This is a genomic window from Candidatus Kinetoplastibacterium sorsogonicusi, from assembly GCF_003072465.1.
Taxonomy (GTDB): domain Bacteria; phylum Pseudomonadota; class Gammaproteobacteria; order Burkholderiales; family Burkholderiaceae_B; genus Kinetoplastidibacterium; species Kinetoplastidibacterium kentomonadis.
Window position 1 is genome coordinate 714,651 of sequence record NZ_CP025628.1, and the last position, 20,763, is coordinate 735,413.

Below are 20,763 nucleotides of genomic sequence, written 5' to 3' on the forward strand. Positions count from 1 at the left end.
CCTCTTATTTACGCTTACGTCGTTGAATAATCATATTACTAGTTAACTTATTACGGCGAGTTTTATAACCTTTAGTAGGAGTTCCCCATGGACTAACAGGTACTCTTGCTTCCCCAGTACGTCCTTCACCACCTCCATGAGGATGGTCAATTGGATTCATTGCTACACCTCTAACTGTTGGTCTAATACCCAACCATCTAATAGCACCAGCTTTACCAAATTTTCTTAAACTATGTTCCTCATGCCCAACTTCTCCAATTGTAGCTCGACAATTAACATGCACTAATCTAACTTCAGTTGATTTTAAACGTATTTGAGCATATGTTCCTTCTTTAGCTAATAAAACTGCTGAAGAACCTGCAGATCTAGCTAATTGAGCTCCTTTACCAGGTAACATTTCTATACAATGAATAGTAGTACCAACAGGAATATTGCGAATAGGTAATGCATTACCTATTCGAATTGGTGATTCACTACCTGAAACAACAGTATCTCCAACTTTTATTCCTTTAGGAGATATTATATATCTTCTTTCTCCATCTATATAGCACAATAAAGCTATATGAGCAGTACGATTAGGATCGTATTCTATCCTTTCTACTTTAGCTAATATTCCATCTTTATTACGTAGAAAATCTATTATTCTATAATGGCTTTTATGACCACCACCTCTATGTCTAACAGTAATATGACCATTATTGTTACGACCAGAAGTACGTATTTTTTTTTCTAAAAGTGGTGCGTAAGCTTTGCCTTTATATAAATTTTCATTAACTACTTTGATCATGCTACGACGACCAGGAGATGTAGGTTTAATTTTTATCAATGACATTTAAACCACCTCAGTAAAGTTAATTTCTTGGCCATTCATAAGTTTAACGTATGCTTTTTTTTGATCTTTGCGACGACCCATAAATTTACCAACACGTTTTAATTTGCCTTTTATGTTAATTACAGATACTGATTTTACTTGCACTTTAAATAACATTTCCACAGCATTTTTAATTTCTAATTTAGTTGCATCTGGAACAACTAAAAAAGCAAATTGTTTATTTTTTTCAGCTATTTGTGTAGCTTTTTCTGTAATTAAAGGAGAAATCATTATTTTCATTAAACGATCTATATTCATCCTAATATCTCCTCAAACTGTTTAATAGCCGCTTTTGTAATGACTATCTTTTCAAAACTAATTAAAGACAAAGGATCTATATATCTAGGTTCTATTGCTGCTATTTTAGGTAAATTTCTAGTAGCAAGATAAAGATTTTCATCTACATTATCAGTAATAATTAAAGCAGAATTTAAACCAAGAATACTTAATTTAGATACAGCAGATTTAGTTTTAGGAAGATCTACAATAAAAGAATCTACAAACAACATTCTATCTTCTTTATATAATTTAGATAAAATAGACTTTATTCCTAATTTATACATCTTTTTATTTAATTTTTTTGTAAAATTTTCATATGGGAAACTAGGAAAAGCACGACCACCACCTCTCCATATAGGGGAAGATGTCATACCAGCGCGAGCTTTACCAGTACCTTTTTGACGCCAAGGTTTTTTTGTACTGTGCTTAACATCTGCTCTATTTTTTTGAGCTCTATTACCAGAACGTGCATTTGATTGAAAAGATACAACAAGTTGGTGAATTAATGGTTCATTAAAATTAATATTAAATATAGAATCAGGAATATCAAAATCTAAAAAACCATTATCATTATTTATCATTTTGACATTCATTTAGATTCTCCCATTTTTTTGATAGCATGACGTACAATAATATTAGAATCTATATGACCAGGTACAGCACCTTTTACAAGTATTAGACCTCTTTTTGTATCTATTTTTATAATTTTTAAATTTTGAACAGTACAAGTAGTTGAACCTAAGTGTCCAGACATGCGTTTACCAGGTAATACTCTACCTGGATCTTGTGCTTGACCTATAGACCCAGGAACTCTATGAGAACGAGAATTACCATGAGAAGTTCTTTGTGCTCCAAAATTATGTCTTTTAATAGTACCAGCAAATCCTTTACCTATAGTAGTACCTGTTATATCTACTTGTTGACCAACACTAAAAATATCATCAATATTTAAAGTAGATCCTATTTTAGGCATTTCACTATTTTCATTTAAACGAAATTCTTTAACAAAATTACCGGCAGTAACACCAGCTTTAGCATAATGACCTATTAATGGTTTTGTCACTCTAGAAAGACGACGCTGACCATAAGATACTTGTACAGCAATATAACCATCTACATCTAGAGATTTAGATTGGATCACATGATTATTAGAAACATCTAATACAGTAACTGGAATAGACTCTCCATCATCTGTAAATATGCGTGTCATGCCTATCTTGCGACCCAACAGCCCTAACTTATAAAAAGTTTTAGCAGTAGGTTGATTTAACATTTTTACTCCATATTCGACTACGATTGGCCGAAATTAATTTAAATTATTAAACTATATTTTTTTTTGACAAAAAACATGTCAATTTGCAATTATCAGTTTTTTATATGTAAATATCAAGATAATTACTGCATAATTATTTATTATTGTAATGCAATTTCTACATCAACACCCGCTGGTAAATCTAACCTCATTAAAGCATCAACTGTTTTATCAGTAGGATCAACTATATCCATTAATCTTTGATGCGTTCTAATTTCAAACTGATCTCTAGATGTTTTATTTACATGTGGTGAACGTAATAGATCATATCTTCTTATTCTTGTTGGTATAGGTACAGGTCCTCTAACAACAGCGCCAGTACGCTTAGCTGTATCAACTATTTCTGTTGCTGATTGATCTATTAATTTATAATCAAATGCTTTTAAACGAATGCGAATCTTTTGATTCTTCATAAAATTTCCCAAAGAACAAATAACGAAGGAAAAATATAACCTTCGTTATTTTATATAATATATAAATATTTATACAATAATTTTAGATACTACACCAGCACCAACTGTACGACCACCTTCACGAATAGCAAATCTTAAGCCTTCTTCCATAGCTATTGGTGATAGTAACTTAACTTTGATACTAACATTATCACCAGGTAAAATCATTTCCATATCTTTAGGCAATTCAATAGTACCTGTAACATCAGTGGTTCTAAAATAGAATTGAGGGCGATATCCATTAAAACAAGGAGTATGTCTACCACCTTCTTCTTTAGATAATACATATACTTCAGCCGAAAATTCAGTATGTGGAGTAATTGAACCAGGCTTAGCTAAAACTTGACCTCGTTCTACGTCTTCACGTTTAGTACCCCTTAATAAAATACCAACATTATCTCCAGCTTGACCTTGATCTAATAATTTACGGAACATTTCAACGCCAGTACATATTGTTTTTATTGTATTTTTAATACCAACTATTTCTAATTCATCACCGACTTTAATTATACCTCTTTCAACCCTTCCAGTAACAACTGTACCTCTACCAGATATAGAAAATACATCTTCTACAGGCATAATAAAAGATCCATCAATAGCTCTCTCTGGAGTTGGAATGTAATTATCTAAAGCATCTGCTAAAGCAAAAATAGCCTTTTCACCTAATTCACCTTTATCACCCTCAAGTGCTAATTTAGCAGATCCTTTTATAATTGGAGTATCATCACCAGGAAAATCATACTTAGATAACAATTCTCGTACTTCCATTTCAACTAATTCTAATAATTCAGCATCATCAACCATATCTGCTTTATTAAGAAATACAACAATATAAGGAACACCTACCTGTCTTGATAATAAGATATGTTCACGAGTTTGAGGCATAGGACCATCTGCTGCAGAAACGACTAATATTGCACCATCCATTTGTGCTGCACCTGTTATCATATTTTTAACATAATCTGCATGTCCAGGACAATCAACATGAGCATAATGTCTATTTGCTGTTTCATATTCAACATGTGCTGTATTAATAGTAATGCCTCTAGCTTTTTCTTCAGGAGCTGCATCAATTTGAGCATAATTACGAGCTTCTCCACCAAATTTAGATGACAAGACTGTTGTAATTGCTGCTGTTAAAGTTGTTTTACCATGATCTACATGACCTATTGTACCCACATTTACATGTGGTTTGGTACGTTCAAATTTGCTTTTTGCCATATTCATATCCTTTTTAAAATAATTTTCATTAAATAAATGTAATTCTATTTGCCTCTAGAAGCAACAACTTCATCAGCTATATTTTTAGGTGCTTCTGAATATCTATTAAATTCCATAGTATAAGTAGCACGACCTTGGGTAAGGGAGCGCAAATTAGTAGCATAACCAAACATTTCAGATAATGGTACTTCTGCCTTTATAGTCTTACCTCCACCAATTATATCATCCATTCCTTGTATCATACCTCTACGAGATGATAAATCACCAATAACTGTCCCTGCATAATCTTCAGGGGTTTCTACTTCAACTGACATAGTTGGTTCTAATAATATTGGATTGGCTTTACGTAAACCTTCTTTAAAAGCCATAGATCCAGCCATTCTAAAAGCATTTTCATTAGAATCAACATCATGATATGATCCAAAAAATAAAGTTACTTGTACATCAACAACTGGATAGCCAGCAATTACACCTGATAATAAAGATTCTTGTATTCCTTTATCTACAGCGGGTATATATTCTTTAGGAACAACACCACCTTTTATAGCATCTATAAATTTATAACCACTACCAGGCTCTAATGGTTCAATTTTTAGAACTACATGACCATATTGTCCACGACCACCTGATTGTTTAATAAATTTACCTTCAACTTCATTACAAGTTTTACGTATAGTTTCACGATAAGCAACTTGAGGTTTTCCTACATTAGCTTCAACTCCAAATTCTCTTTTCATTCTATCTACAATTATTTCTAAATGTAATTCTCCCATTCCAGATATTACTGTTTGTCCTGATTCTTCATCAGTACGTACTTTAAAAGAAGGATCTTCTTGAGATAATCTAGATAAAGCTAATCCCATTTTTTCTTGATCAGATTTTGATTTAGGTTCTACAGCTTGAGATATAACAGGTTCTGGGAAATTCATACTTTCCAGTAAAATTGGACTATTTAAATCACATAAAGTTTCACCTGTTATAACATCTTTTAATCCTACTACCGCAGCAATATCTCCAGCTAAAATTTCTTTAATTTCCTCTCTATTATTAGCATGCATTTGCAATAAACGACCAATACGCTCTTTTTTACCTTTTAATGGATTTAAAACAAAATCACCAGATTTTAATACACCAGAATAAACACGTACAAACGTTAATTGTCCTACAAAAGGATCACTCATTAATTTAAATGCTAATGCAGACATTTTTTCATCATCAGAAGCTTTTCTACAAATATTATTATCATTAACATCTTTACCGCTAACTGGAGGAATATCTATTGGAGATGGTAGATAATCTATTACAGCATCAAGCATTCTTTGAACACCTTTGTTTTTAAAAGCTGATCCACATAACATAGGGTGAACTTCACCAGAAATAGTACGTATACGAATACCATAATTAATTTCTGATTCTGTAAGATTTCCTGTTTCAATATACTTGTTCATTAATTCTTCATTTGCTTCAGCTGCAGCTTCTAATAATTTTTCTCTCCATTCATCTGCTTGAGATTTTAATTTATCTGGTATTTCACCGTAGACAAATGATGTTCCATGAGTACTATCATCCCAAATAATAGATTGCATTTTAATTAAATCAACTACACCCTTAAAAGAATCTTCACTTCCTATAGGTATGACAATCGCAATTGGATTAGCATTCAAACGAATTTTTAAATGATCATAAACTCTAAAAAAATTAGCACCAGTTCTATCCATTTTATTAACAAATATTAAGCGCGGAACATGATACTTATTAGCTTGACGCCATACAGTTTCTGATTGAGGTTGAACTCCACCAACTGCACAATATACCATACAAGCACCATCCAAAACTCTCATAGAACGTTCAACTTCTATTGTAAAATCTACATGTCCTGGAGTATCAATAATATTAATTCTATGTTCTGGATAATTACCAGCCATCCCACGCCAAAAAGCTGTTGTTGCAGCAGATGTTATAGTAATACCTCTTTCTTGCTCTTGTTCCATCCAATCCATAGTTGCAGCACCATCATGCACTTCACCTATTTTATGGTTTATACCTGTATAAAATAAAATCCTTTCTGTTGTTGTAGTTTTTCCAGCATCTATATGAGCAGATATACCTATATTCCTATAATTCTCAATTGGAGTTTTTCGAGACATAATTAAATTACCCCTTACCATCTAAAATGACTAAATGCTTTGTTTGCTTCAGCCATTTTATGAGTATCTTCTCTTTTTTTAATAGAAGCACCTTTGCCCTCAGAAGCATCAATTAATTCTCCAGCTAAACGTAATATCATAGACTTTTCACCTCTTTTTTTAGCAGATTCTCTTAACCAACGCATTGCCAATGCTAAACGTCTAACTGGTCTAACTTCTACTGGAACTTGATAATTTGCACCACCAACTCTACGACTTTTAACTTCTACTATAGGTTTTATATTATTTATTGCTAAAGTAAATAACTCCATAGGATCTTTATTTATTTTAGATTTAATTTGTTCTAAAGCACCATATACTATGCGTTCGGCAACAGCTTTTTTTCCATCTAACATAACTACATTTACAAATTTAGCTAACTCAATACTTCTAAATTTTGGATCAGGCAAAATATCCCTTTTGGGAATTTCTCTTCTACGTGACATATAATAAAATCCTTTTAAGTGTTTATTCAGCTGAATATTAGAAAATAATATTCTGACTATTAAATAATAGTCACTTACATTTCTTGTATAAATATATTATAAACAAGTTAACACTAATTACATCTTTCATTTATAAAAAATGAAAGATGTAATTATTATTTTTTAGAACGTTTAGCTCCATATTTTGAACGCGCTTGTTTACGATCTTTTACACCTTGTAAATCTAAAGATCCGCGTACAATATGATATCTTACACCAGGTAAATCTTTAACTCGACCACCTCTTACTAATACTACTGAATGTTCTTGTAAATTATGACCTTCCCCACCTATATAAGATATTACTTCATACCCATTAGTTAAACGAACTTTAGCTACCTTACGCATAGCTGAGTTAGGTTTTTTAGGTGTTGTAGTATAAACTCTTGTACACACACCACGACGTTGTGGACAGTTTTCTAAAGCAGGGCTTTTATTGTTTATAAAATTCGATTCTCGTGGTTTACGAATTAATTGACTAATGGTAGGCATAACCTTTAAAATTCCTTTAACGTACCATATTAAGTTAATATTAACAGATCTAAATTAACTTTATTAAGAAAATTTATGAAAAAGACATACATGCAACTGCCCAATCTATTGCATGTAAGAAAGAGCAGAATTACAAGAGTCTCACTAAAGTAATAAAATAAGACTATCCGAATAATTTTATCATAAAGATAATTAATTGAATAGTCTTATAATTTATAAGATAATATATCAAAAATTAGTATTATAATTCATTAAAAATTGTATCTTTATTTGTAGATACTAAATTATTAAAAAGATTTTCTAATTTTTCATTAGGTATTTCCGATTCTTCAATGTTATTTTCTTCTTTTAATTTGCGACTTTTATGATATGCAAAACCAGTACCTGCAGGTATTAAACGACCAACAATAACATTTTCTTTTAAACCTCTTAATTCATCTTTCTTGCCCATTATAGCTGCTTCTGTGAGTACTCTGGTAGTTTCTTGGAATGCTGCTGCAGAAATAAAAGAATCTGTTGATAATGATGCTCTAGTAATACCTAATAAAATATTTTCAAAAGTTGCTGGAGTTAATCCTTTAGATATAACTTTATCATTTTCGTCTAAAAGATCAGATCTCTCAACCTGTTCTCCAGGTATAAAACAAGTATCTCCAGCAGAGATAATACGTACTCTTCTTAACATTTGTCGTACAATTACTTCTATATGTTTATCATTAATTTTAACACCTTGAAGTCTATAAACATCTTGTACATTATCTACAATATATGCTGCTAATGCTTCTATTCCTTTTAATCTTAAAATATCATGTGGATCAGCTGCGCCATCTACAATCATCTCTCCTTTATTAACTACTTGACCATCATGAACTAATACCTGCTTTTCTTTAGGGATAAGAAATTCATGACAGATCCCATCTAAATCAGTTATTAGTAATCTTTGTTTTCCTTTTGTATCTTTACCAAATGATACTGTACCTGTTACTTCAGCCAACATTCCAGTATCTTTAGAAGATCTAGCCTCAAATAATTCAGCAACTCTTGGTAAACCACCAGTAATATCACGACTTTTTTGTACATCTTGAGGAATGCGTGCTAAGACTTCTCCAACAGCTACACTTTGTCCATCTTTTACTGTAATTAATGCCCCTACAGGAAAAGTTATAATAACTGGATGATTTGTACCTACAATTTTTACTTCATCACCAATGCTATTCAATAGTGTTATTTGAGGACGCATAACAGTTTTATTGCTTCTAGTTTTAGGTGTAATTACAACTAATGTAGATAATCCTGTAACATCATCAACTTGTTTAGCAACAGTGACTCCTTCTTCTATATTATCAAAATGCACTACACCAGCATATTCTGATATAATAGGTCTAGTTAGAGGGTCCCATGAAACAATTTGTACACCAGCTTTAACCATTTCTCCATCACCAAAAAACAAAGTAGCACCATAAGGTACACGATGCCTTTCTCTTTCTCTGCCTAAATCATCTACTATAATTAATTCTCCAGATCTAGAAATAGATATACGCTCACCTTTTGAATTAGTAATATATCTCATAGAACTCGTAAAACATATCATACCATTTGATTTAGTTTCTATACTACTTACTATAATAGATCTAGATGCTGCTCCACCTATGTGAAAAGTTCTCATAGTTAATTGTGTACCTGGCTCACCTATAGATTGTGCTGCAATCACACCAACTGCTTCACCTATATTTACTATGTCTCCTTTTCCTAGATCTTGACCATAACAATTAGCACACAAACCTCTTCTTGTTTCACAAGTTAAAGGAGTTCTCACTTTTACTTCATCTATACCTAATTGATCAATAATATTTACTATATTATCATTAATTAATGTGCCAGCTGTAATTACTATTTGATTGGTATCTGGATTTACAATATCTATTGCTACAACACGACCTAATATCCTATCTCTTAAATGTTCTATTATTTCACCACCTTCAATCAGTGCTTTCATGTTATAGCCATTTGAAGTTTTACAATCTTGTTCAGTTACAACAAGATCCTGAGTAACATCTACTAATCTACGTGTTAAATAGCCAGAATTAGCAGTTTTTAATGCTGTATCAGCTAATCCTTTTCTTGCACCATGAGTAGAAATAAAATATTGTAAAACATTTAAACCTTCACGAAAATTAGCTGTAATAGGTGTTTCTATAATAGAACCATCTGGTTTTGCCATTAAGCCTCTCATGCCAGCCAATTGACGTATTTGTGCAGCTGAACTTCTAGCACCAGAATCAGCCATCATATAAATAGAATTAAAAGATTCTTGAACAGTTACATCCCCAAAGCGATTCTTAATTTGCTCTACAGCTAATTGATCCATCATAGCTCGACCAATTTTATCACTAGCTTTTCCCCAAATATCTACAACATTATTATATCTTTCTTGTGAAGTAACAAGACCTGAAGAATATTGCTTATCTATTTCTTTAACTTCCTGATTAGCTTCTGATAAAATGCTATGTTTGATATTTGGAATTATCATATCATTCATAGCAATTGAAATACCGCCTTTAGTAGATAAGGCAAACCCTGCTTCCATTAATTTATCAGCAAAAATAACTGTAGCTTCTAATCCACACTTTCTAAAAGATTGAATAATAAGTCGAGATATTTCTTTTTTCTTTAATGTTTTATTTATATAAGAAAAATCTAAATTTTTAGGTAAAATTTCAGATAATAAGGCACGACCTACTGTGGTTTCATAACGATTAAATATTTTATTATTTTCTTGATTTACAGAATTTTCTTCTAATCTAACTGTAATACGTGTTTGTAATTCAACTTCATTATTATCATAAGCCAATTTTACTTCATTAATATTAGCAAATAATATACCTTCTCCCTTAGCATTAATTTTTTCTCTGGTAGCATAATATAATCCAAGTACTATATCTTGTGAAGGCACAATAGAAGGCTCACCATTTGCAGGAAATAAAATATTATTTGATGCTAACATTAAAGTTCTAGCTTCTAACTGAGCTTCAATTGAAAGTGGTACGTGTACTGCCATTTGATCGCCATCAAAATCAGCATTAAATGCAGCACATACTAATGGATGTAACTGTATGGCTTTACCTTCTATTAAAATAGGTTCAAATGCCTGAATACCAAGCCTATGTAATGTAGGAGCTCTATTTAACATTACAGGATGTTCACGAATTACTTCTTCAAGAATATCCCATACAACTGGATCTTGGCTATCTACCATTTTTTTTGCTGCTTTAATTGTATTTGATAATCCAAGTTTTTCTAAACGATTAAATATAAAAGGTTTAAATAGTTCTAATGCCATTAATTTAGGTAAACCACATTGATGTAACTTTAGTTGAGGTCCAACTACAATTACAGATCTACCAGAATAATCTACCCTTTTGCCTAATAAATTTTGACGAAACCTACCACCTTTACCTTTTATCATATCTGATAAAGATTTAAGTTGTCTTTTATTAGCACCAGTCATAGCTTTACCACGACGACCGTTATCTAATAAAGAATCAACAGATTCTTGTAACATACGTTTTTCATTTCGTAAAATTATTTCTGGTGCTTTTAATTCTAATAATCTTTTTAATCTATTATTTCTATTAATAACTCTTCTATAAAGATCATTCAAATCTGATGTAGCAAATCTACCTCCATCTAAAGGTACTAGAGGTCTTAAATCTGGTGGTAATACTGGAAGTGCTTCCATTATCATCCATTCAGGTTTAATTCCAGATTTTTGAAATCCTTCAAGAACTTTCAAGCGTTTTGAAATTTTTTTAATTTTTGTTTCTGAATTTGTAGATTTTAATTCTTCTCTCAATAAAGTCACTTCTTTATCAATATCTATTGTACGTAATAGTTCTCTTACTGCTTCTGCTCCCATTAATGCAGTAAACTCATCTCCAAACTCTTCAATTTTTAATAAATAATCATCATCTGACATAATTTGACCACGTTTTAAAATAGTCATGCCAGGATCTATGATACACCAAGCTTCAAAATATAGAACCCTTTCTATATCACGTAAAGTCATATCTAAAACCATACCTAATCTGGATGGTAAACTTTTTAAAAACCATATATGAGCAACTGGACTTGCTAATTCAATATGCCCCATACGTTCTCTTCTAACTTTTGATAGAGTTACTTCTACTCCACATTTTTCACATATAACTCCACGATGTTTTAATCTTTTATATTTTCCACATAAACATTCATAATCTTTTATAGGTCCAAAAATTTTTGAACAAAATAATCCATCTCTTTCTGGTTTAAAAGTACGATAATTAATCGTTTCAGGTTTACGTACTTCTCCATAAGACCAAGAACGAATTTTTTCAGAAGATGCAATTCCTATTTTTATAGCATCAAATTGATCTTCTTGAGAAACTTGCCTAAAAAGGTCTAATAATGCTTTCATCAATTACGCTCCAAATCTATGTCTAAAGCTAAAGAACGAATTTCTTTTACTAAAACATTAAATGATTCTGGCATTCCAGCATCAATAAAATGATTTCCTTTTACTATATTTTCATACAATTTTGTACGCCCAGAAATATCATCTGATTTAACAGTTAACATCTCTTGTAAAGTATATGCTGCTCCATATGCCTCTAAAGCCCAAACTTCCATTTCACCAAAACGTTGACCACCAAACTGAGCTTTTCCTCCTAATGGTTGTTGAGTAACTAAAGAATAAGGACCAGTTGAACGAGCATGCATTTTATCATCTACCAAATGATGTAATTTAAGAAAGTGCATATATCCTATAGTAATTGGTCTTTCAAATTTTTCACCAGTTCTACCATCAAATAGCCAAGCTTGTGTTTTAGATTCAGTTAAAAGTAAATCATCAGCAATTTCTTTAGGATAAGCTAAAGATATCATATCATTGATTTCTTGCTCAGTAGCTCCATCAAAAACAGGTGTAGCAAATGGTACTCCACTTTGGAGATTATTTGCCATTTCAATGATTTCGGTATCATTCATATTTTTAATTTTTTCTAAAGATGATTTAGAACAATAAATAGTTTCTAAAAAGCTTCTGATATTATTAACATTTATATTCATTTTTAATAAATTAGAAATTCTATTTCCTATACCTTTAGAAGCCCATCCTAAATGCATTTCTAATACCTGACCTACATTCATTCTAGATGGAACACCTAAAGGATTTAATACTATATCTACAGGTGTTCCATCTGCCATATGAGGCATATCTTCAATAGGTACTATTTTAGATACAACTCCTTTATTTCCATGACGACCAGCCATTTTATCACCTGGTTGTAATCTACTTTTAACAGCTAAATAAACTTTAATCATTTTTAAAACACCTGGTGGTAATTCATCACCTTGTGTCAATTTTTTCTTTTTTTCCTCAAATAAAAGGTCAAACTCTTTTCTTTTATGTTCAAAAGAATCCTTAGCTTGTTCTAAAAATCTTGCATCATCGTCATTACTCATATTAATATCAAACCAATGCCATCTATCTAAATTAAGTAAATATTCTTTAGTAATTGTCATATTCTTACTTAATTTATTTGGACCACTATTAACTGGTTTACCAATAATTGTTTTCAGTATTCTATCAAATAAATCATTTTCAACTATTCTTAGTTGGTCATTTAAATCTTGACGATAACGGTTTAATTCACTATCAATAATTGATTGAGCTCTTTTATCTCGCTTAACACCTTCTCTAGTAAATACTTGAACATCAATAACAGTTCCTACCATACCAGAAGGCACCCTTAAAGAAGTATCTTTTACGTCTGAAGCTTTTTCACCAAAAATAGCTCTTAATAATTTTTCTTCTGGTGTCAGTTGTGTTTCTCCTTTAGGAGTTACTTTTCCAACTAATACATCTCCAGTTCTAACTTCTGATCCTATATAAGTGATACCAGAATCATCAAGTCTATTTAATTGTGTTTCTGATAAATTACTTATGTCTCTAGTAATTTCTTCAGGGCCTAATTTAGTATCACGTGCTACTACAGTTAATTCTTCTATATGTATAGAAGTATATCTATCATCAGATACTACTTTCTCAGATATTAATATAGAGTCCTCAAAATTGTAGCCATTCCAAGGCATAAAAGCTACTAACATATTTTGACCTAAAGCTAATTCACCAAGATCAGAAGAAGCTCCATCTGCTAATACATCACCAGCAATAATATGATCTCCTTTTTTTACTATAGGTCTTTGATTAATATTAGTATTTTGATTTGATCTAGTATATTTAATTAAATTATAAATATCTACACCTATTTCACCAGCAATATTTTCTATATCATTAACTTTTACAACTATTCTTTCAGCATCAACATATTCTACTATACCACCTCTTTTAGCTTGTACAGTAGTTCCAGAATCTACAGCTACAGTGCGTTCTACACCAGTTCCAACTAAAGGTTTTTCAGGCCTTAAACAAGGAACTGCTTGACGTTGCATATTAGCTCCCATTAATGCTCTATTAGCATCATCATGCTCTAAAAATGGAATAAGAGACGCAGCTACTGAAACTATTTGAGATGGTGCGATATCAACATAATCTATATTTATAGGAGAAGTTAACATAGTTTCTCCATTTTGGCGGCTAGCCACCAAATCATCTGTAAAAACACCATCTTTATCTAATGTAGCATTTGCTTGAGCTATAACATAGTGACTTTCTTCTATAGCAGATAAGTAATCAATTTGATTAGTAATTTTACCATCTACAACTTTTTTATAAGGAGTTTCTAAAAAACCATAATCATTTAATCTTGCATATAAAGCCATAGAATTTATTAGTCCTATATTAGGACCTTCTGGTGTTTCAATAGGACATACTCTACCATAATGTGTTGGATGAACATCTCTAACTTCAAATCCAGCCCTTTCACGAGTCAAACCACCAGGACCTAAAGCAGATACTCTCCTTTTATGTGTAATTTCAGATAAAGGATTAGTTTGATCCATAAATTGAGATAATTGACTTGAACCAAAAAATTCTTTAATAGCTGCAGATATCGGTTTAGAATTTATTAAATCATGTGGCATTAAATTATCTATTTCTGCTTGATTTAATTTATCCTTTACTGCTCTTTCTACTCTAACTAATCCAGATCTAAATTGATTCTCTGTTAATTCTCCAACACATCTTACTCTACGATTACCAAGATGATCGATATCATCAACCTGACCACGACCATTACGTAATTCCACTAAAAATTTTACAGTTCTTAAAATATCCTCATTAGTAAGAGTTAAAACATTATTTCCAATATCATGCTTACTAAATTTGCTATTTATCTTCATTCTTCCAACATGAGATAAATCATAAGTTTCTTCATTAAAAAATAATTTTTGAAATAAAAATTCTATAACTTCTTCTGTAGGAGGCTCTCCTGGCCGCATCATTCTATATATAGCAATTTTAGCAGAGACCTGATCTAAAGTATCATCAATTTTTAATGTTTGAGATATGTAAGGCCCTCGATCCAAATCATTAATATATATTGTGGAAATATTTTTAATTTTAGATGATCTTAAATTATATAAATTTTCTTCTGTAATTTCATCATTAGCTTTAATAATAATTTCGCCAGTTTCAATATCTATAATATCTTGTGATACTATTTTTCCAATTAAAAAATTATCTGGAACAAATACATTATCAATCCCTGATAAAGAAATATCTTTTAAATTTTTCGCATTAATTCTTTTATCTTGTTTTACTAAAATTGAACCATTTTTATCTAAAATATCAAATTTAGCTATTTCACCTTTCCATCTTTCTGGTATAAACTTCATCATAGCGCCATTATTTTTAATTTCAAATGTATCAAAATCAAAAAAATAGCTTAAAATTTCTTCTATAGTCATACCTATAGCTTTCAATAAGATAGTTATAGGCATTTTTCTGCGACGATCTATACGAAAAAATAATATATCTTTAGGATCAAATTCAAAATCTAACCAAGATCCTCTATAAGGGATTATGCGAGCAGAAAATAATAATTTTCCTGAACTATGAGTTTTGCCCTTATCATGTTCAAAAAATACACCTGGTGATCTATGTAATTGTGAAACAACTACTCTTTCTGTTCCATTAATAATAAATGAACCGTTTTCAGTCATTAATGGAATTTCACCCATATATACATATTGTTCTTTAATTTCTTTTATAACTTGTTTATTAGAATCTCGATCAAATATTATTAAACGTACCTTAGCTTTTAAAGGTGAAGCAAAAGTTAATCCACGTAATTGACATTCTTTTACATCAAATACAGCATTACCAAGCTCATATTGAACAAATTCTAATTTAGCAAAACCATTATGACTTACAATAGGAAATACTGACAAAAATGCAGCTTGCAACCCATGACAGGAACGATCTGGTGGATTAATATCTGATTGTAAAAAATTTTGATATGAATTTAATTGAGTAGCTAGCAGGTACGGTATTTTTTGAACTTCTTCACGTTTTGCAAAACTTTTACGAATACGTTTTTTTTCTGTATACGAGTAAGACATGGATACTCCAACCAGAGGTTGTATGGAAATTTTATTAATATAAATAAACAAAATAAGTAGAATTTAATTTTCTATTTATAAAAAATTTGAAATTTATATATTTTTAAAAGATAAAAGCCCGGAGAAAATTATCACCGGGCGAAAAGATACTATTTTTTATTTAATTTCAACTTTAGCGCCAGCATCTTCAAGCTTTTTCTTAGCTAAATCTGCATCTGCTTTTGATATACCTTCTTTAACTAATTTAGGTGCACTATCAACTAGATCTTTAGCTTCTTTTAAACCTAAACCTGTTAATTCACGTACTGCTTTGATAACACTAACTTTATTAGCACCTATTTCTAAAAGATTTACATTAAATTCAGTTTGTTCTTCTGCTACAGGTGCGCCACTACCAGTATTAGTAGTTGGAGCAGTTACTGCAACAGCTGCAGCTGCACTAACACCAAATTTTTCTTCTATATCTTTTATTAATTCAGATAGTTCTAATACAGTCATTTGACTAATAGCATCAAGAATTTCAGTTTTATTTAAAGACATTTTTTAAGGACTCCAAAATTGTACTATTATATAGTTATATAATAGTATATAAATTATTAAAATATAAGATAATATATAAATATGATAAATTATTTAGCATCTATCTTTGAATCACGTATAGCAGATAAACAACGTACAAAACTAGAAGGCACTTCATTAATAGTACGTACAAATTTCACTATTGGTGCTTGCATAGCACTTAATAATGTAGATATTAATTCTTCTTTAGAAGGCATACTAGATAATGCAATTATCTCTTCTTTAGTAAGTAAATGATTATTTAATGCACCTGATTTGATCACTAATTTATCATTATTTTTTGCAAATTTTGCGATAATTTTAGCAGCTGAAACTGGATCAGAACTGATACTATATATTAAAGGCCCAGTAAATTGATCAGATAAAATCTCAAAATCTGTACCCTTCACAGCAATAGAAGCTAAAGAATTTTTTAAAACTCGCAAATATACACCTGATGCACGAGCATCTTTACGCAAAGATGTAATAGAAGAAACTTCTAATCCTCTATATTCTGCTACTATTATCGATTGCGCTATCGCTATTTGTGCAGAAATTTCTTCAATTACAGCAGCTTTTTCCTGACGATTTAAACTCATGGAACAAATACTCCATCAAAACGCTATAGTTAATAAAAACATATTTTGCGCACCATAAAACGCGGCGCCTAGTTGGAGTCCTTTCAACAGAAACCATCTTGGAACGCCATCTACGTTGGATTCATTTATATTATATAATGATTTTAAGAATTATTACTACTCCAACGATTTTTGATAGCTATATCTTCAAAATACGAGATACAGATCAAAGATTATTAATTTAATTATTTAAAGAAGTCAAATCTATTTTAATACCAATACCCATAGTAGAAGATAAAGATATTTTACGCAAATAAACACCTTTTGCAGCAGTAGGACGATCCTTTTGTAAAGCATCAATTAATGCAGAAAAATTAACTTTTAAATCCTCAACACTAAAAGAAGACTTTCCAATACTAGCATGGATAATCCCAACTTTATCAGTACGATACTGTACTTGCCCAGATTTAGCATTTTTAACAGCACCAGCTACATCATTAGTTACAGTGCCAACTTTAGGGTTAGGCATTAACCCTTTTGGTCCTAAAATTTGACCTAAAGTACCAACAATCTTCATAGAATCAGGAGTTGCTATAAGTATATCAAAGTTTATATTTCCTGATTTAATCTCATTAGCTAAGTCTTCTAACCCAACTATATCAGCACCTGCATTTTTAGCTACTTCTACATTTATACCTTGTGTAAATACAGCAACTCTAACTATTTTACCACTACCAGATGGTAAAACAACAGAACCACGTACTATTTGATCAGATTTTTTAGGATCTACTCCAAGTTGTATAGCTACATCAATAGATTCATTAAATTTTGCTGTAGCAGTTTCCTTTACTAAAGATAATGCATCTTTAAGAGGATAAAGCGTATCTTTTTTTACTTTTTTAGATATTATATTAGTGCGTTTATTTATTACTGCCATTTTAAAGATCCTCCACAGTTACACCAATGCTACGAGCACTGCCTGCAATTGTGCGTACAGCAGATTCTAAATTAGCAGCTGTTAAATCAGGCTCTTTAAGTTTAGCAATTTCTTCTGCTTGAGATTTAGTAATTTTTCCAACCTTATCTGTATGTGGCTTAGCAGAACCTTTTTCAATTCCAGCAGCTTTCTTAATTAGTACAGTTGCTGGAGGAGTTTTTAAGATAAAAGTAAAACTTTTATCTGCAAAAGCAGTAATTACAACAGGTACTGGAATACCTTGTTCCATGTTTTGTGTTTTAGCATTAAAAGCTTTACAAAATTCCATAATGTTCAAACCTCTTTGTCCAAGAGCTGGACCAATAGGAGGTGATGGATTAGCTTTTCCAGCAGGTACTTGTAATTTTATAAAACCTATTATTTTCTTTGCCAATTTTATCTCCCTATGGGTAATTCGCTTAATTATTATTTATTAAGCTCCCCAAATTACTTTAAATATCAAACTTTCTCTACTTGATTAAACTCAAGTTCTACAGGTGTAGCTCTTCCAAAAATAGCTACAGAAACTCTCATTTTATTTTTTTCATAATTTACTTCTTCAATATTACCATTAAAATCGGCAAATGGACCGTCTTTAACCCTTATCATTTCTCCAATTTCAAATAATACTTTAGGCTTAGGTTTTTCAAAACCTTCTTCTATTTGAAGAAGAATTTTATTTACTTCCTTTTCTGAAATAGGAGAGGGACGGTTTCCAGATCCACCTAAAAATCCATTTACTTTATTTGTATTTTTTACCAAGTGCCATGTTTCATCTGTTAAAACCATTTCAATTAAAACATATCCAGGAAATATTTTGCGTTCTGAAATAGTTTTTTGACCATGTTTTACATCAATCACTTCTTCAGAAGGTATCAATATACGTCCAAACATATGGCCTAAATTATAACGGTCAATACGATCATTCAATAATTTTACGACATTTTTTTCCATGCTAGAACTAACATGAACAACATACCAACATTTCATCATTAATAAATCCTACTTCCAGCCTAATAAAAAAGCATAAATCAAAAAAGCAATAGCTTTATCAATAATCCAAATAAAAAAACCACTCAATATAGAAAATAGAAATACTAAAAATGCCATATGAATAATTTCTTTATTAGCAGGCCATATTACCTTTTTTAATTCTTCATAAGAAGCTATAAAAAAAGTTAATAAATTTTGACCAAAACTATTCAAAGATAATATAAATACAGATAAAGAAATCAAAGAAGAACAGAAAAATAATCTAACTATAAAATTATTATTTTTTAATAAAAAATAACTTAATATTGCAGCCAAAAACAGAGAACCAGAAATAAAATTCTTGATTTTATTAGACATTTTAAATAAAAGTTTCATTTGACCTCAAAATCTTACCAAAATAAATGGCAGGGGCAGTAGGAATTGAACCCACAACCTTCGGTTTTGGAGACCGACACTCTACCAATTGAGCTATGCCCCTAAAAAAGTTCTTAGAGAACTTGATATGATACATATCAATAATAATCATGTAAACATTTGTATAAAATAAATTTATACAAAATTTAATAAACTATTATTAATTATATTTAATGTTTATTCATTTTTTATGTAAAAATATATAAATATGATTAATATTTGTATATTAAAACTTAATTTTCATTATTTGATTTAATCAATATATTACATATCGTTAATATATAACGAAAACCATAAAAATTTGATTAATGGTGCCCATGACGCGGATCGAACGCGTGACCTCTCCCTTACCAAGGGAGTGCTCTACCACTGAGCCACATGGGCCAACGTCCCTGGAGCGGGTGAAGGGAATCGAACCCTCGTAATAAGCTTGGAAGGCTTCTGCTCTACCATTGAGCTACACCCGCAAAAATTAATATACAATTTTTCAAAATGGTGGAGGAGGTTGGATTCGAACCAACGTAGGCGTTAGCCAACAGATTTACAGTCTGCCCCCTTTAGCCACTCGGGCACCCCTCCAATAACAAACAAATTATTATTTTGAATAATTTTATACTATATGTCAAATTAAGATCATAAAAAATTTATTACAAAAAATAACATTTTAAATATTATACCTGTAAATATTTATTTTGCATATATATAAATACATTAAATTTTTTATATATTATTTTTTTCTTTAATATAAATTAAACATCTTTTTGATTCTAAATATGGAACATAAAGATTTTTTGTACCTATAAAATTCCAATTTTGCAGAGATTTTAAATCTTCTATTTCATGTTGAGGAAATAAACCTTTCATTGCTATTAAAGTACCATTTTGATTTAAATGTTTATGTGATAATAAAATAAAATTTTTAATAGAAGAAAAAGCTCTTGATATTACAATGTCACAATTTAATGGAGTTATACATTCTACTCTAGAATGTATAACTTTAATATTTTTGATAAGTAAACAATTTGCTACATATTTTATAAAACTAGTTTTTTTTTCTACTGAATCAATACAAATAATATTCCAATCATTATTCATAATTGCTAATATCATACCTGGCACACCGCAACCAGAACCAATATCAGCTAATTTTATATTTTTAGAATATATTTTTTTTAAAGATGGAATTACTGCTAAGCTATCTATTATGTGATAAATCAAAATTTTTTTTTTAGTTTTAATAGATGTTATATTATATACTTCATTCCATTCTAAAATATAATCTACATATTTTATTAGTTTTTCTTGTTGAGTTGCAGAAATATTTATTTTGAGTTTTATTGCTGCATTATTTAAAATATCAATGTATTCTTTACTCATATATTAATGTT

General features: G+C 30.5%; 18 protein-coding genes and 4 tRNA genes. All 22 read right to left on the reverse strand.

Annotated elements, in window-relative coordinates; all coding sequences use genetic code 11:
* Positions 1-4: 4 nt before the first annotated feature.
* Positions 5-832, reverse strand: coding sequence for a 50S ribosomal protein L2 (gene rplB, locus CKSOR_RS03465; protein ID WP_108674183.1), 828 nt, complete (start codon positions 830-832; stop codon positions 5-7).
* On the reverse strand, positions 833-1,129 hold the full coding sequence (gene rplW, locus CKSOR_RS03470; RefSeq protein ID WP_108674184.1) for a 50S ribosomal protein L23: 297 nt from the start codon (positions 1,127-1,129) through the stop codon (positions 833-835).
* Positions 1,126-1,743, reverse strand: coding sequence for a 50S ribosomal protein L4 (gene rplD / locus CKSOR_RS03475; RefSeq protein ID WP_108674185.1), 618 nt, complete (start codon positions 1,741-1,743; stop codon positions 1,126-1,128). The genes rplW and rplD overlap by 4 nt, the downstream gene beginning before the upstream one ends.
* Positions 1,740-2,423 (reverse strand): 50S ribosomal protein L3, encoded by a 684-nt coding sequence (gene rplC / locus CKSOR_RS03480; RefSeq protein ID WP_108674186.1) that lies wholly within the window; start codon positions 2,421-2,423, stop codon positions 1,740-1,742. The genes rplD and rplC overlap by 4 nt, the downstream gene beginning before the upstream one ends.
* Before the next feature lie 140 nt (positions 2,424-2,563).
* Positions 2,564-2,875, reverse strand: coding sequence for a 30S ribosomal protein S10 (rpsJ, locus tag CKSOR_RS03485; protein ID WP_108674187.1), 312 nt, complete (start codon positions 2,873-2,875; stop codon positions 2,564-2,566).
* A gap of 69 nt (positions 2,876-2,944) precedes the next feature.
* A complete protein-coding gene (gene tuf, locus CKSOR_RS03490; RefSeq protein WP_108674188.1) occupies positions 2,945-4,135 on the reverse strand; it encodes an elongation factor Tu in 1,191 nt (396 codons plus the stop codon).
* A gap of 44 nt (positions 4,136-4,179) precedes the next feature.
* Complete coding sequence (gene fusA, locus CKSOR_RS03495; RefSeq protein WP_108674239.1) at positions 4,180-6,282, reverse strand: elongation factor G; 2,103 nt, start codon at positions 6,280-6,282, stop codon at positions 4,180-4,182.
* A gap of 14 nt (positions 6,283-6,296) precedes the next feature.
* Entirely contained in the window at positions 6,297-6,767 is a 471-nt protein-coding gene (gene rpsG / locus CKSOR_RS03500) for a 30S ribosomal protein S7 (protein WP_108674189.1), read from the reverse strand.
* A 155-nt stretch (positions 6,768-6,922) separates the two neighbouring features.
* The gene (rpsL, locus tag CKSOR_RS03505) at positions 6,923-7,297 is read right to left on the reverse strand and encodes a 30S ribosomal protein S12 (protein WP_108674190.1); all 375 of its coding nucleotides are present in this window, start codon (positions 7,295-7,297) and stop codon (positions 6,923-6,925) included.
* 241 nt (positions 7,298-7,538) lie between these two features.
* Positions 7,539-11,750 (reverse strand): DNA-directed RNA polymerase subunit beta', encoded by a 4,212-nt coding sequence (gene rpoC / locus CKSOR_RS03510; protein WP_108674191.1) that lies wholly within the window; start codon positions 11,748-11,750, stop codon positions 7,539-7,541.
* Entirely contained in the window at positions 11,750-15,856 is a 4,107-nt protein-coding gene (gene rpoB / locus CKSOR_RS03515; protein ID WP_108674192.1) for a DNA-directed RNA polymerase subunit beta, read from the reverse strand. The genes rpoC and rpoB overlap by 1 nt, the downstream gene beginning before the upstream one ends.
* Before the next feature lie 156 nt (positions 15,857-16,012).
* Positions 16,013-16,396: a 50S ribosomal protein L7/L12 gene (rplL, locus tag CKSOR_RS03520; RefSeq protein WP_108674193.1), complete on the reverse strand. Its 384-nt coding sequence runs from the start codon at positions 16,394-16,396 to the stop codon at positions 16,013-16,015.
* 89 nt (positions 16,397-16,485) lie between these two features.
* The gene (gene rplJ, locus CKSOR_RS03525) at positions 16,486-17,013 is read right to left on the reverse strand and encodes a 50S ribosomal protein L10 (RefSeq protein ID WP_108674194.1); all 528 of its coding nucleotides are present in this window, start codon (positions 17,011-17,013) and stop codon (positions 16,486-16,488) included.
* Between the two features lie 220 nt (positions 17,014-17,233).
* Entirely contained in the window at positions 17,234-17,929 is a 696-nt protein-coding gene (gene rplA, locus CKSOR_RS03530; RefSeq protein WP_108674195.1) for a 50S ribosomal protein L1, read from the reverse strand.
* A 1-nt stretch (position 17,930) separates the two neighbouring features.
* Positions 17,931-18,362 carry a 50S ribosomal protein L11 gene (gene rplK, locus CKSOR_RS03535; protein ID WP_108674196.1) on the reverse strand — a complete coding sequence of 144 codons (432 nt, stop codon included), beginning with the start codon at positions 18,360-18,362 and terminating at the stop codon, positions 17,931-17,933.
* 65 nt (positions 18,363-18,427) lie between these two features.
* Positions 18,428-18,961: a transcription termination/antitermination protein NusG gene (gene nusG, locus CKSOR_RS03540; protein ID WP_108674197.1), complete on the reverse strand. Its 534-nt coding sequence runs from the start codon at positions 18,959-18,961 to the stop codon at positions 18,428-18,430.
* Between the two features lie 9 nt (positions 18,962-18,970).
* Positions 18,971-19,336: a preprotein translocase subunit SecE gene (gene secE, locus CKSOR_RS03545; RefSeq protein ID WP_108674198.1), complete on the reverse strand. Its 366-nt coding sequence runs from the start codon at positions 19,334-19,336 to the stop codon at positions 18,971-18,973.
* A gap of 27 nt (positions 19,337-19,363) precedes the next feature.
* Positions 19,364-19,439: transfer RNA gene (locus CKSOR_RS03550), tRNA-Trp, on the reverse strand.
* A gap of 245 nt (positions 19,440-19,684) precedes the next feature.
* A tRNA-Thr gene (locus CKSOR_RS03555) sits at positions 19,685-19,759 on the reverse strand.
* A gap of 9 nt (positions 19,760-19,768) precedes the next feature.
* Positions 19,769-19,842: transfer RNA gene (locus CKSOR_RS03560), tRNA-Gly, on the reverse strand.
* Between the two features lie 26 nt (positions 19,843-19,868).
* Positions 19,869-19,954 (reverse strand) — tRNA-Tyr (locus CKSOR_RS03565).
* 141 nt (positions 19,955-20,095) lie between these two features.
* Positions 20,096-20,752 (reverse strand): 16S rRNA (guanine(527)-N(7))-methyltransferase RsmG, encoded by a 657-nt coding sequence (gene rsmG, locus CKSOR_RS03570; protein WP_108674199.1) that lies wholly within the window; start codon positions 20,750-20,752, stop codon positions 20,096-20,098.
* Positions 20,753-20,763 lie beyond the last annotated feature (11 nt).

What these genes read in the sequence shown, in the direction of transcription:
- rplB (WP_108674183.1), bottom strand. Translation starts at nt 832, where the DNA reads ATGTCATTGATAAAAATTAAACCTACATCTCCTGGTCGTCGTAGCATG.
- rplW (WP_108674184.1), bottom strand. Translation starts at nt 1,129, where the DNA reads ATGAATATAGATCGTTTAATGAAAATAATGATTTCTCCTTTAATTACA.
- rplD (WP_108674185.1), bottom strand. Translation starts at nt 1,743, where the DNA reads ATGAATGTCAAAATGATAAATAATGATAATGGTTTTTTAGATTTTGAT.
- rplC (WP_108674186.1), bottom strand. Translation starts at nt 2,423, where the DNA reads ATGTTAAATCAACCTACTGCTAAAACTTTTTATAAGTTAGGGCTGTTG.
- rpsJ (WP_108674187.1), bottom strand. Translation starts at nt 2,875, where the DNA reads ATGAAGAATCAAAAGATTCGCATTCGTTTAAAAGCATTTGATTATAAA.
- tuf (WP_108674188.1), bottom strand. Translation starts at nt 4,135, where the DNA reads ATGGCAAAAAGCAAATTTGAACGTACCAAACCACATGTAAATGTGGGT.
- fusA (WP_108674239.1), bottom strand. Translation starts at nt 6,282, where the DNA reads ATGTCTCGAAAAACTCCAATTGAGAATTATAGGAATATAGGTATATCT.
- rpsG (WP_108674189.1), bottom strand. Translation starts at nt 6,767, where the DNA reads ATGTCACGTAGAAGAGAAATTCCCAAAAGGGATATTTTGCCTGATCCA.
- rpsL (WP_108674190.1), bottom strand. Translation starts at nt 7,297, where the DNA reads ATGCCTACCATTAGTCAATTAATTCGTAAACCACGAGAATCGAATTTT.
- rpoC (WP_108674191.1), bottom strand. Translation starts at nt 11,750, where the DNA reads ATGAAAGCATTATTAGACCTTTTTAGGCAAGTTTCTCAAGAAGATCAA.
- rpoB (WP_108674192.1), bottom strand. Translation starts at nt 15,856, where the DNA reads ATGTCTTACTCGTATACAGAAAAAAAACGTATTCGTAAAAGTTTTGCA.
- rplL (WP_108674193.1), bottom strand. Translation starts at nt 16,396, where the DNA reads ATGTCTTTAAATAAAACTGAAATTCTTGATGCTATTAGTCAAATGACT.
- rplJ (WP_108674194.1), bottom strand. Translation starts at nt 17,013, where the DNA reads ATGAGTTTAAATCGTCAGGAAAAAGCTGCTGTAATTGAAGAAATTTCT.
- rplA (WP_108674195.1), bottom strand. Translation starts at nt 17,929, where the DNA reads ATGGCAGTAATAAATAAACGCACTAATATAATATCTAAAAAAGTAAAA.
- nusG (WP_108674197.1), bottom strand. Translation starts at nt 18,961, where the DNA reads ATGATGAAATGTTGGTATGTTGTTCATGTTAGTTCTAGCATGGAAAAA.
- secE (WP_108674198.1), bottom strand. Translation starts at nt 19,336, where the DNA reads ATGAAACTTTTATTTAAAATGTCTAATAAAATCAAGAATTTTATTTCT.
- rsmG (WP_108674199.1), bottom strand. Translation starts at nt 20,752, where the DNA reads ATGAGTAAAGAATACATTGATATTTTAAATAATGCAGCAATAAAACTC.